This window comes from Nocardia sp. Root136, assembly GCF_001427185.1.
Classification (GTDB): Bacteria; Actinomycetota; Actinomycetes; order Mycobacteriales; family Mycobacteriaceae; genus Nocardia; species Nocardia salmonicida.
This window is the reverse complement of sequence record NZ_LMFE01000001.1, coordinates 1,832,689-1,845,300: the sequence shown is the minus strand read 5'-3', so window position 1 is coordinate 1,845,300 and position 12,612 is coordinate 1,832,689. Positions and strand designations below refer to the sequence as shown.

10 protein-coding genes are annotated in these 12,612 nt (G+C 68.5%); 5 read left to right on the top strand and 5 right to left on the bottom strand.

Translation table 11 applies throughout. From position 1 onward, the window contains the following. Positions 1-144: 144 nt before the first annotated feature. Together ASD42_RS08555 and ASD42_RS08550 are read left to right on the top strand one after the other, a co-directional pair. Entirely contained in the window at positions 145-1,293 is a 1,149-nt protein-coding gene (locus ASD42_RS08555; RefSeq protein ID WP_056812430.1) for an esterase/lipase family protein, read from the top strand. Then, positions 1,290-2,660, top strand: a complete 1,371-nt coding sequence (locus tag ASD42_RS08550) for a lipase family protein (protein ID WP_084787046.1) — start codon at positions 1,290-1,292, stop codon at positions 2,658-2,660. The genes ASD42_RS08555 and ASD42_RS08550 overlap by 4 nt, the downstream gene beginning before the upstream one ends. An 83-nt stretch (positions 2,661-2,743) precedes the next feature. Here ASD42_RS08550 and ASD42_RS08545 read toward each other — a convergent pair whose 3' ends face one another. From ASD42_RS08545 to ASD42_RS08530, 4 genes are all read right to left on the bottom strand, one after another. Next, the gene (locus ASD42_RS08545) at positions 2,744-3,307 is read right to left on the bottom strand and encodes a hypothetical protein (RefSeq protein ID WP_156677402.1); all 564 of its coding nucleotides are present in this window, start codon (positions 3,305-3,307) and stop codon (positions 2,744-2,746) included. A gap of 314 nt (positions 3,308-3,621) precedes the next feature. Then, complete coding sequence (locus ASD42_RS08540; RefSeq protein WP_056812424.1) at positions 3,622-4,287, bottom strand: hypothetical protein; 666 nt, start codon at positions 4,285-4,287, stop codon at positions 3,622-3,624. Further along, the gene (locus ASD42_RS08535) at positions 4,287-4,937 is read right to left on the bottom strand and encodes a hypothetical protein (RefSeq protein ID WP_156677401.1); all 651 of its coding nucleotides are present in this window, start codon (positions 4,935-4,937) and stop codon (positions 4,287-4,289) included. Before ASD42_RS08535 ends, ASD42_RS08540 begins: the two co-directional genes overlap by 1 nt. A gap of 219 nt (positions 4,938-5,156) precedes the next feature. Beyond that, positions 5,157-5,654 (bottom strand): hypothetical protein, encoded by a 498-nt coding sequence (locus ASD42_RS08530; RefSeq protein ID WP_056812418.1) that lies wholly within the window; start codon positions 5,652-5,654, stop codon positions 5,157-5,159. Positions 5,655-5,752: 98 nt separating this feature from the next. On the opposite strand from ASD42_RS08530, the gene ASD42_RS08525 reads away from it, so the two are divergent. Beyond that, on the top strand, positions 5,753-9,112 hold the full coding sequence (locus ASD42_RS08525; protein WP_056812415.1) for a WD40 repeat domain-containing protein: 3,360 nt from the start codon (positions 5,753-5,755) through the stop codon (positions 9,110-9,112). A gap of 511 nt (positions 9,113-9,623) precedes the next feature. Here the strand turns inward: ASD42_RS08525 and ASD42_RS08520 are convergent. Then, the gene (locus tag ASD42_RS08520) at positions 9,624-10,592 is read right to left on the bottom strand and encodes a cation diffusion facilitator family transporter (protein ID WP_056812412.1); all 969 of its coding nucleotides are present in this window, start codon (positions 10,590-10,592) and stop codon (positions 9,624-9,626) included. A 214-nt stretch (positions 10,593-10,806) separates the two neighbouring features. On the opposite strand from ASD42_RS08520, the gene ASD42_RS08515 reads away from it, so the two are divergent. Both ASD42_RS08515 and ASD42_RS08510 read left to right on the top strand, forming a co-directional pair. After that, complete coding sequence (locus ASD42_RS08515) at positions 10,807-11,904, top strand: sensor histidine kinase (protein ID WP_200950392.1); 1,098 nt, start codon at positions 10,807-10,809, stop codon at positions 11,902-11,904. Continuing rightward, the gene (locus ASD42_RS08510; protein WP_082843884.1) at positions 11,901-12,581 is read left to right on the top strand and encodes a response regulator; all 681 of its coding nucleotides are present in this window, start codon (positions 11,901-11,903) and stop codon (positions 12,579-12,581) included. Before ASD42_RS08515 ends, ASD42_RS08510 begins: the two co-directional genes overlap by 4 nt. Positions 12,582-12,612: the final 31 nt, after the last annotated feature.

The window sequence follows — 12,612 nt, the reverse complement described above, 5'->3', positions numbered from 1 at the left end:
AACGAACAGAGCTTGGCTCCCGCGCCAATCACGTCCAGAGTTTCTCGTTGCCCGGTGCAGTGACATCACTGTGTCCTGGGTCATAGATTCGCAGAGCGCGTCCGAGCTACCTGTTCGTCGACGCGGATCTACGGAAGTGAAACCATGATTGCAACGACGCATTCCCTTCGCCGCGCGCTGTGCGGAATCGGCATCGCCGCGGTGTTGACCGCGGCATCCGGCCCGGCCACCGCGGAGCCCGTGCTGGAGCCGACGATCGCCTCATTGGCCGAGTACGTGAACGCGGGCACGGTGCCCGCCGCCGACGGCCGCACCCCCACCGCCATCGCCGACACCGGCAGCGCCTCCGGCAGCAGTTCGGGTTCGGCGGGCAGCCGCGCCTCCGACGCCGTCGGCGAGGGTCCCGAGATGTCGGCGTACCTGCCCGCCTTCGCCTACGGCCTGCTCCACCCCGACGCGGCGCCGCCCGGCGCCAACCGCTGGGACTGCAAGCCCTCCGCCCAGCACCCGCGCCCGGTGATACTGCTGCACGGCACCTGGCTCAACGCCTACGACACCTTCTCCTACCTCTCGCCGCACCTGGCGAAGGCTGGGTACTGCGTATTCACCCTGAATTTCGGCAAATCCGGGCTGCTGGAGGCCGGTGGACTCGGCGCCGTGCTGCCGGGCCGCTACGGGGTCGGCCCGATGGCCGACTCCTCGCGCCAGGTCGGCGCCTTCATCGAGCGGGTACGCGCGGCGACCGGCTCGGACCAGGTCGACATCGTCGGCCATTCCCAGGGCGGCACCATCGCCAATCACTATCTGAAGTTCGGGGGCGGCCAGGGCAAGGTCGGCAAGCTGGTCAGTTTCGGCGCCACCCACCACGGCACCTCGCTGCTCGGGATCGCCACGCTCGGTCGCATGATCAACAACGCGGGCATCGACATCCTTGGCTTCTACCGGCCGATCATCGGCGCGGCCAATGTGGAACAGGCCATCGGCTCACCGTTCTACACCACCCTCAACGCCACCGGTGACACGGTGCCCGGCGTCGCCTACACCGCCGTCGGTTCCCGCTACGACGAGGTGATGAACCCCATCGACCTAGGGTTCCTGCGGGCCGGGCCGAACGCGACCGTCGACAACATCACCCTGCAGAACGGCTGCGAGCAGGACGTCTCCGACCACCTGACCATGATGTATTCGCCGCGCGCCACCTCGATCGCGCTGCGTGCTCTCGATCCGGAAGGCAGTCCCACCTTGGCCTGTACGTTCAACCCCTGGTTCTTCGGTGGCGGCGGCAGCCTATGACCGTCGACGCTCCGCCAGCGACCCGGCACGACGCGCCTGTGCTGCCGCCCGACGACCCGTTCTATGACACCCCGCTCGGCATCGCCGCGCTCGCGCCGGGGACGGTGGTGCGATCGCGGCCGGTGGAGCTCGCGCTGTTCGGGGTGATCCGGCAGCGGATCACCGCGTGGCAATTGCTGTATCGCACCTGCGATCTCGACGGTGCGCCGGAAGTCTCGGTGACGACGGTGCTGCTGCCGTGGGGTGCTTCGGCGCGGCCCCGACCGCTGGTGTCGTTCCAATGCGCGATCGATGCCGTTGCCCCGCAATGCTTTCCGTCCTACGTGTTACGGCGCGGCGCGTGGACGATCGGTTCGATCGCGCCGCTCGAACTGCCGATCATCGCGATGGCATTGGAGCGGGGTTGGGCGGTGTCGGTGCCCGATCACGAGGGCCTGGGTGGTCGTTTCGGGGCGGCGCGTGAGCCCGGATACCGTGCGCTGGACGGGATTCGGGCCGCCCTCGACTTCGCCCCGATGGCGTTGACGCCGACCACTTCTGTTGCCCTGTGGGGCTATTCGGGCGGCGGGCTGGCCACGGCGTGGGCCGCGGAATTGGCCGCCGAGTACGCGCCGGAGCTGAATATCGTGGGTGCGGCGGCGGGTTCACCGGTGGGCGACCCGGCCGCCGCCTTCGAGCGGCTGAACGGCGGGTGGTTCGCCGGGTTCCCCGCGGCGTTCATCGCGGGATTGCGGCAGGCCTATCCCGAACTCGGTGCGGTGCTGCACGATCATCTCGACGCGCGATACCGCGGTCTGCTCGGTGAAGCCGAGGAACGCAGCACCTTCGCGCTGTTGCTGCGGTTCGCGCGTCGCGATGTCACCGGGCATCTGCGCGGCGGCATGGCGGAGTTACTCGCCGAACCCGCCCTGCGCCGCATTCTCGCCGACATCGAACCCGGCACTCGCGCGCCCGCGGCACCGTTGCTCATCGTCCAGGGGGTGAACGACGAGGTGATCGCGGTCGCCGATATCGACGCGCACGTGCGCCGTTATCAGCGGGCCGGGGCGACGGTGCGCTATCTGCGCGTGCGCCGCGGTTCGCACCTGTCACTCGAATTCCTCATCGTGCCTGCGATTCTCGACTGGCTCACCGACCGATTCGCCGGCGATCCCGCGCCGACCGGGACGTGCACCGTCGCCTCCGTCGCGCGTTCGCCGCGAGCCCTACGTACACATCTCGCGTTCGTGCGGACGGTGCTGCGCATGCTCGGCGGAATGCCGATCGGCGGGACGGAGACGGGGACGTTACCTGAACGACCCCGCTTGGGTGGCGGCGACTCCGAACATTCGCACGTTGTCGATGATGCCTCGATCGCGGTCCGGTGATGAGTCCGTGCTCTCGCGGAGGTGGGTGATCGGTCGTGGTGCCACGGCAGCGGTGGTGCCGGCAGTGAACTCATCGGTCGAGCTCACAGGTCTGCCACGTATCTGTCGTCTTCGGGGTGCGCTTCGACCGCGGCGAGGTAGATGTCGAGGCGGCGTCGCAGCTCGTGCACGGCCAATTCCTGTGCGGCCACCAGCTCGTCGATCGTCACACCGGCGGGCGACGTCACGGTCGGCCGGTAGGCGCACAGGTCGCCGCGGTTCGCCTCGATCAGCATGCGTTTCGCGGCCCGCTCCTGCTTGTCGATCGCCGTGGCGCGGCGGCGGTTGCGGGCGTCCTCGTCGAGTCGATGACGGGCGATGGCGGCGATCAGGGAGTGTCGTCGCCGATCCGCCCCGTCGACCTCGCTGTCGCGCTGTCGCCGAGCTGTTTCGGCCTCGGCTGTCGCGGCGAGCTCCTCGGCCCGGGCGCAGGCGTCTCGCACGGTGTCGTGATGCTTCGCCTCACCCTCGACGAGCAGCAATCGCGCCTGGGCTTCGAAAGACTCGGCCGTAGTTCGCAACCCCGTCCTGGCATGCGCGCTCACCTGGAACACCATCGAGGCGGCGACAGTGAGCCGGTGCGCAGCGTCGCTTCTCGAAGGTGTCATCCCCGCGTTCCTCACTACCGGTCGTCGAGAACATAGATGCGCCACGACCCGAGAGCGGTTCGCCGCGAACCGTTCGTCCCCCGTACGGCATCAGTGTCGGTGAGGGGTTTCACCGACGTCGTCGCTTCACCGCGGCGGCGTCGGTGAAGTACTGCTGCCCCTGGGGGTGACGGCCGCGCCGCCGCGCGCCGAGTGGAGCCGCAGGGGGGTTCCACGCGGGTCGGTGGTGCGCCCTCCCAGGGCGCATCCGAACCCGATTGCCGGACGAACGTTTCCGGTAATCGGGTTCGTATTCCGTGCAGCGACAGTGACGATCAGCTCAAGCCGGCGACGATCGCCGCCCGCACCGGATCGCCGGCGGGCAGACCCTTGGCCACCCTGCGCCACGCGTTGCGTCCGGCCGTGAGCGAGCAGCGCACCGCGTCGGTGACCGCCGATGTATGCGTGCTGCCGAGCGCGGCACCCGGCAGCAGCGAGATCTCGAGATCCTCGGACATGGTGAGCGCCCTGGTGACGACCTGACCGGTGAGCGTGCCGTCGGCTTCGGCGTAGAGGACAACGAGCAGTTCGGTGCGCTCGGCGCCGAGGCTCACCGCCACTCGCACGATGTCGCCCGCCGCGGCCCGGGCGCCGAACGAATGCACCGAGATTCGCGTCTGCTCCGCGCCCGCGGGCGAGCGGGTGAACTCGATACCCAACTCCCGGTCGAGCTGTTTCTGCACCGCGCGGGTCGCCGTCGTCTCACCCTCGGACGACGCGGCGAGCGGTTGCACGGTCCAGCCCGGCACCGCCATCGCGGCGCGGCGCGCGTCGAGGTCGCCGACGGCGGCCGAACCGCCGCGTAACAGTCGCGCCGCGATCCGTGCCCCGGCGGCGGCCGACTCCGCATCGACCTCCGGGCCGTCGGCCTCGGCGAAGGCGATCAGCACATCGATATCGATAGGCAGACTCAGGCGGTCCGCGTCATGATCGGGCGCCATCAGGATGTCTCCTCGTTGTCCCTGGCGTCGAGTTGCGCGCGCACTGCCGCACGCAGCATCTTGGCGCCCGCCGCGCGTAAACGCTTGACCTTCTCCTGGCTGAACTGCAGGTCTCGGGCCACCTCACCGGTGGTCTGCACATCGGCATAGCTGCCGTCCGTCGCGATCACGAAGGTCGCCCGGAGCACGGCCGCGGTCTCCGCGTGCGCGATCGAATCCAGCGCGTCCCGCAGGATCGCGCGGTCGGCGAGCCGGTTCTCGGCATCGCCGCACCGATGATCCTCGAGTACCAGCACGGTCGACTCGTAGTCGACCCGGTGACCCGGGTGACGCTTCTCGGCCGTGCGACTGCGCCGGTCCTGCAGCACCTGCCACTGAAGATTCTTGAGCACCAACGCTTTCCAGTGCCGGATTCGCTCGGTGGGCAGCGTCGCGGTGAGCTCGACCATCGTGTCCTGGGCGACATCTTCGAAGTCGCTGCGCATATCCGGGTCGAGCCGATCCAGGACGTAGCGCGCCTTGGTCGCCGCGTAGCTCGACATGGTGACCAGATCGGCGCCGAAGATGTGGTCGACGACAGCGGGACGCAGGCGTTCGGGGACCTCGCTCCACGCGGCGCCGAGCCACTGGTCCAAGGGCTCAGAACTCAACTGACACCCCCACTCGGCCGGCGACGGGCACACCACGGCTCGTTTTCTCGTCGCCGTCGATGCTACCTGCGCCGCAGGCCGGGCCGACGGGAGACAGCGGAGCGCGCTGTGGGATCGAACATGTCCCATCGCGGAGCCTCCTGTCGGGTCGATCGGCTCCTACACAGATGCGGTTGCCGCCCCGAGCGGTTCGCGTCACCGACGCCCAGACCCGCGTGATCAGGCCGGGCAGGCCGGGGAGGCGACCATGAACGAGAACGCGATCTGGCAGTACCAGGCCTTTTCGACCTTCCACTTCCCGTCTTCGGCGACGAAGTTGACGATGAGCGGGTACGGCGGACTGCCGTTGATCGACGCGGTGCCGTCGGCGAGCATGCCGGGTGGTGCGGTTCTGGTGCCCGCGATGGTGATCGTGATGGTGGCGCCGCCCTGTCGGGGGGCGTCGGCGACTCGGTTCGGCAGTTCGGGGTCGCTCTCGATGCCCTGGATGAGTTCGATCTTCTCGGCGTTGGACACCGCCGGGTCGAGCAGTCGCTGCATCAGGGCCCCGACTTCGTCGGCACCAGGTAGTGGTAGCGGCGCGGAGATCTCGCGCGCTACGACTTTCGCCGGCTCGGTGGTGGCGTCCTCGGCGGCCGAACAGCTCGCCGATACCGCGATCACGGCGAGCAGGGCCGCGACGGTCGTGGTGCGTCCGGCGCTGTGTCGTCTCGGCAACGTGGTCCCTCGGGTCGATCGATGGTGTGCTGGAATTCAATCGTATCGGGGCATTCTCGGGAGGGTCGGGTGATGCCCGGCGGGGAGACGGGGGAGACATGGCGGTCGAATCGACGGATCAGTCGGGCGCGCTGTCGACCGATGACGCGGTGCTGATCGAGTTGACCGGTGCGCCGCAACGGTGGCTGGCCCTGTGTCGCGATGCCGTTGCCGCCGGGCCGGATGCCGCGCGCCGCCTTCTGGAGCACCGGCGTGAGACCGGTGTACTGGCGCGGCAGTCGCTGGCCCGGTGGAAGGATCTCGCGGCGGACGAGGATCTGCTCGAGGAAGAGTCCGAGGATCCCGACGCGCAAGACCGCCGGATCACCGCGGATCTGTCGGCGGCCCGCGCGATGGCGGTGCTGGCGCAGGCGCTGACCGGTTCGATCGACACCGACGACGCGTGTGAGGCCTTCCTCGATCACGCTGAACGCGCCGGGTTGATCTCTGTCGGTACCCAGTTGCTGCCCGCGGGTATTCCGATCACCAGCGCGAATGCCCCGCTCGGCGAGATCGTGCGCCATCTGCTCGGGCAGGGCGGTCGGGCGGGGCGCGGATACGCCATCATGGCCGCGCTCGAGCTGGCCGGGCACACCCTCGCGGTCGTGCGCAGCAGCCGGATCAGCGTGCTGTTCTCGAGCTTCGGCGGTGGTGGCGAGGTGGGCGTGCTGCGCCTCGACCAGGTTCGTGGCGGACCGAGCGGCCTGCATCCCGACCCGGCGCGGATGGGCTTCCTGCAGGCCGATCGCGAATTCACCGACAGCCTCGAAAGAGCTTGGCGCATCAGCAGATTGGCCGGCACCGATGCGTGTGTGCGGTGGTCGGTCTCGACGCACGGCAGCTCGCCGGCCAACGACATGAACGGCGCGTCGATGGGCGCGGCGTTCGCGGTCGCCCTCGACGACCTCGCCCCGCGGCACGCGCTGCTGCGTCGCCTGCGGCCCCGACGGCTCGACCCCGAGTGCGCGGTCACCGCCGGGCTGTCGGGCGCGAACCTGACGGCCGTCGGCGGCTACGCGGGCAAACTGACTGCCGCGCAACGCTCGTCGCTTCGCGTGGTGGTCGCGTCGGAGGCCTACCGGGCAGCCGCCGACGAGGCGCCACAGAACTACGCCGACCGCATCTCGGCCGCCCGCACGGTGTCCGAAGCGATCGCGAGGACCCGCACCCGGGCGAACCTCGCGCTGTGGATGGTCTCCGTCGCGGCCGGGCTGGCCGTGCTGCTGGCGGTGGGGTCGGTGACCGAACTGGTCCAGCTGCGCATCGAGAACGCGGCCGCGCGCGCGGAATCGAATTCGCGCCTGTTCGCCGGTGTCGCGCGCGGCGGAGGAAACCTCAATCCCGCACTGTCCCAACAGATCGCGCTGGCCGCCTATCGAACCGCTCCGACCGAGGAGGCGCGATCGGCACTGTTGGAGAACACCGCGACGAACGCGCCCATCCGAATCAGCCCGGGTGTCGTGCTCGGCCGCGGCGTGGTCTTCGATCCCGACGCGCCGCGCATCGCGACCACCCCGCAGGGCGACGTGATCGCGATCGGCGAAGGCGACGGTTCGGTGGAATTGGTGCGGGTGACCGAGTCCGGCGTCGACCGCTGGCCACGGTTCGCCACCGACAGCGGCCACATCCGCGGCATCGCGATCAGCGCGAACCACGAATGGCTGGTGGTCGCGGGCGATCTGCGATCGGCGCTGTGGAATATCGCCGACCCCGGCGCACCGCGTCTGGTGACCCAGTTCCCCCTCGCCGGTCGGTTGCCCTCGTCGGTCGCGCTGAGTCCCGACCTCGAGTTCGTCGCCATCGGCACCCACAGTGCGACGGTGTCGACCTGGCGACTCGGCGACGATCCCGCGCACCCGGTCGCCCTACCGACGCAGTCGGTCTCGGGCCAGCGTGCCGAGGTCGCCCTGAGCGATCGCACGCTGGTCGCGGCGGTGCCGTCGTTGTTCGGCGGCGTCTGGACGACCACGGTGCGCGGCTGGAACACCGAGACCCTCGACCACGATCAGACACCGGTGTTCGACCGTCGCCTCGAACGGCCCGGCGGCGCGGAGGCGAGGTCGGTCGAGTTCACCGGCGACGGCGCCGTGCTGGCCGTCGCTCTCAATCCGGGTGAGGTCGCGCGCTGGCGCGTCGGCGCGAGCACCGTCGAGCCGATGCCCGCCGTGATGAGGGGCGCCAACGAATACCTCGACGTGTCGCTGACCGAGGACGGTCGATCGGCCGTGATCGTCGGCGGTGACTCCAGGGCCCGCATCCGCGACCTGGACACCGGCGTGGAGCTGGTCACGCTCCCGATCGATATGGTCGCGCACGCTCGCTTCCTGCGCGGTGGAAGATCGCTGGTGACAACGAGTTTCGACCATGCCGTGCATGTTTTCGCACTGCCGGGTCCGGTCGTGTCGACCAGCCCGCTCACGCTGTTCCGGTTTCCGCTCGACCAGCCCGTCCTGCCGCAGGAGCTGTTCCCGCACCTGCGAATGCTGGCCAGAACGCCCTTCGCCACCGATCGAACGTTGCTCGACGGCGACCCCGCCGGGCTGATCGACGTCGTCGCGATCGCCCCGGACGGGACAAGGGCGGTGACCAGAACCGAATCCACGATCCAGGTCTGGGACATCGCCGACCCGGTGAATCCGCGCCGCGTCGGCGTGCCGCTCAGCGCGGCAGGCGTCGACATCCGCGCCATCACGTTCAGCCCTGACGGTGCCTTGGCCATCGGTCGCAGCATGACCCAGACCGTCGAGATCTTCGATGTCTCCGGCGAACCCCGATTGCTGTCGAATATCCGATTCGGCCGCGGCTACCCGACCTCGCTCGCCTTCAGTCCGGACGGCAGCATGCTCGCCGTCGGCAGCCACCGTACCGGCAACGTCAGCGTCTTCGCGACCACATCCGATGCGCCGCCGATCGCGGAACTGTCCGATCTGCAAACCCCGGGCCAGACCATGTCGCTGGCCCTGAGCTCGCGCAATACCCTCGCTGTCGGCACTCTCACCGGCGCGTTCGTCTACGAGATCGGCAAGCCGGGTCGTCCGCCGCGCGCCCTCACCGTTCCGGTCGGCGCCAACGGCTCGGCGGGTTCGGTGGCCTTCGATCCGGGCGGAACCCGACTCGCCGTCGACGACATCCTCAGCGGCACCATTCTGCTCTGGGATTACAGCGACCCCGCGAACCCCACCGCTTACGCCACGATCACTCGCGGTCAACGCCACCGCCAACCCACGATGCTGGCATTCGCCGCGAACGGGGCCGTCCTCACCGAATCCGCCGTCGACGGCACCCTGCGTCGATGGCGCACCGACGCCGCCGTCGAGGCCGACCGGATCTGTGCCAGCGGCACCACCCCGATCACCCGCGAGGAATGGGCAGGCGCTCTTCCCGGCCACGCCTATGTGAACACCTGCCCTGTGCGCTGATACATAGCAGCTCTACCGGCGGTTTTCACATTTGTCTGTGACAGTATGTAGCGGTGCCCCTATTTCTTGGGGCAATGGAAATGCGGCCTTATCGGATGTCGCAATACAATTCTCATCGAGTTCTCAGAATTAATTAAGACACAGTGGGTATCGCGCGAAAATGCCAGCTGGGGGCGGCGTTGTGGCCGAACTGTTACCAGTGTCACTAAATCAAGAAATCCGTAACCCGCGATGTTCGGGCGTCGATATGCCATTCGTAAGCCAGCTCCGGCTGGGCCTATGCGAGAAACAGAGGAATTACTATGATCCCCGTTATCATCGACACCGGTAGCGCTGCCCTCGGCGGCCTCTTCAATACCTTCGGCGCAGCACTGCAGGGCCTGGTCGACACCCTGTGGACCGGTTCCTTCGGCGGCTGATACAGCCCCATAGGTCGATGAAACGACCTGGTCCTCGCTAGCGCGTGACCGACGAGAAGGCCTCGCACCTGACGGTGTGGGGCCTTCCCTCGTCAGTGGGTGTGGGGGGCCGGTTCGGGCACATGCTTCGGGCCGTGCGAGTCGGCGCACGGGTGGGAGTCGCGGTTGCCGATGTCGAGGAGTTTCGGGCTGGCGTGGTCGACCTGCAGCGTGACGTGCTCGATGTGGTGGTCGTGGTCGAGCATGTGCGCGATGTCCTCGCGGACCGCGTGGCAATCGCGACCGGGCTGCACGAGAACATGGGCCGACAGGGCGGGGGAGCCGGACGTGATTTCCCAGATGTGCAGGTCGTGAACCTCGGTGACGCCCTCGCGCGCGGCCATGTCGCGGCCGATCTGCGCGGGGTCGAGGTTCTCGGGCGCGGCCTCGAGGAAGATCCGGCTCGACGCCTTGATCAGGCCGATTCCGGCCTTGATCATCAGCACCACCACGATCAGCGTGGCGACCACGTCGGCCTGGACCCAGCCGGTCAGGACGATGATCAGACCGGCCACGGCGGTGGCGATGAACGCGAACAGGTCGTTGAGGATGTGCTGGTAGGCGCCTTCGACATTGAGGCTGGTGCGATCGGCGCGGCTGATCATCCAGGTGGCGAGCACGTTCACGACGATGCCGACCAGTGCGGTGATCAGCACCAGCCAGCCGTGCACCTCCGGCGGCTCGAACAGTCGGCGGATCGCCTCGTAGCCGAGCCAGAGTGCCAGCAGCAGCAGCGTCAGCCCGTTGGCCTGGGCCGACAGGATCTCGGCCCGCTTCCAGCCGAACGTCATCCGCCCGCTCGCCGGTCGCGCCGCGAGCCGAATGGCCCACAGCGCCAGCGCGATCGAGGCGGCATCGGTGGTCATATGCGCCGCGTCGGAGAGCAGTGCGAGCGAATCGGCGATGATGCCGACGATCACCTCGCCGATCAAGAAGGTGACGATCACCGCCAAGGCCCCCGCCAGCCAGCGTCGATCGCTGTCGGCCGATACCCCGTGGTCGTGCCCGTGCCCTGCGCCCATCACGTTCCCCTCTTCTGCGGTTCGATCGGTCGCAATCATATGCACACATCGCTATGTATGCAATTCGTTCTTGGTCGGGGGTGATCGTCGCTGGTCACCGGATGTTGCCGCGTCGGATTCCAGCCTATGCCTGAGCGTACGGGCGCGGTAACGCGCGCCGAATCACTCTCGAGAGTGAGGTGCGACGGACTGTTTCCGGACAGACTGGCACGTCGTGGGACTACCTCGGGAACATCCATCACCGCTCGACGCGCTGATCGCCGCCATGGTGACGGCCGCGACGGTGGTGCCCGCGCTCGCGGTCGCAGCCTCATGGTGGATCGTCGGGCTGTCGGTCCTCGCGTCGGTGCCGGTGTTGTGGCGGCGTCGGGCTCCGGTGGGTGTGCTGTTCGTGGTCGGTCCGGCGATCACCGCGCTCGGCTGCGTGCACGCGTTGCCGATCCTGCCGTTCGGCACGGTCGTCTGTGTGTACACGATCGCGGCGTACTGTTCCGCGCGGCAACGACGTACGACCTTTGTGCTGGTCGTGGTGGGAATTCTGGTGTCGCTACTGGTGCCACGCGAGACCGCCGACTCGTACGCCTATGCCGCGATGTCGTTCATGACGGCATGGGCACTCGGGTCGGGGGTCCGTGCGAAGCAGGCGCAGATCGACGCACTCGCCGAACGGACGCGCCGCCTCGACGACGAACGCCAGGCCGCTGTGGTTCGTGAGCGGCTGCGGATCGCCCGGGATATGCACGACGGGCTCGCCCATGCGGTCGGTGCGATGATCGTGCGCGCCGAGACCGGTCCGCTGCTCGATCGGGCCGATGCCGACGCGGCGTTCGCGGCGATCGCCGACGGTGGGCGTGCTGCCTTGCGGGAACTGCGCCACAGTATCGGTGCGCTGCGCGAGGACGATCCGCCGCATCAACCAGGGGTGGCCGCCATCGCCGATCTTGTCGCGCTCGCCGAACATCGGGGTCTGGTCGCCCGTTTCACCGAACACGGAGCCCGCGTGCCGATCTCACCGCAAGCCGACGCCGCCGCGTATCGGATCGTGCAGGAGGCGCTGACCAATACGGGCAAGCATGCGAAGGCGACGCGGGTCGACGTGGCGCTGAGCTGGTCATCGGGTCGGCTCGGGGTGCGAATCGCCGACGACGGCACCGCGGTGGAAGGCGGTCGGGTGGGTGACGCCGACACCACGGGCTTCGGCTTGGTCGGGATGCGGGAACGGGTGCACGCGTGCGGTGGCGTGTTGCGGGTGGAGCCCACACGGTCTGGGTTCGTGGTATCGGCCGATCTGCCTCTGGCACAGGGGAGTTGACGATGCGAGTACTCGTCGTCGACGACCAGGAATTGTTCCGCACCGGGTTTCGGCTCATCCTGGAATCCGAACCCGACATCGAGGTGGTGGGGGAGGCTTGCGATGGTGTGGACGCGGTGACGGCGGCCCGGCGGCTCACCCCCGATGTGGTGGTCATGGACGTGCGGATGCCGCGGCTGGACGGAGTGGCCGCCACTGCGCGGATCTGCGCGGAGACGGCGGCAAAGGTGCTGGTACTCACCATGTTCGACATCGATGAGTACGTTTACGCCGCACTGCGGGCCGGGGCGAGCGGGTTCCTGCTCAAGGACGCGCGCAGGGCCGAATTGATCGGTGGGGTCAGAGTTGTCGCCGCCGGTGACGCGCTGCTGGCCCCCTCGGTGACGAGGCGGCTGATCGCCGAGGTCACCGCGCGTGCGAGTCCGCATCCGGTAGCGTCCACGCAGTTGGCCACGCTGACTCCGCGGGAACGCGACATTCTGCGAGAACTCGCCGCGGGCCGCTCGAATACCGAACTCGCGGCTCGGCTGGTCGTCACCGAACACACCGTGAAAACCCATGTCAGTTCCGTTCTTTCGAAGCTGGGACTGCGCGACCGGGCCCAGGCGGTGGTCTTCGCCTATGAATCCGGGATGGTGGCTCGGGGGGACAACCAATTGCCGGGCGGTGCGAGGTGATCTCACTCGCGTGAGGGAGGCGGGTTCGCTC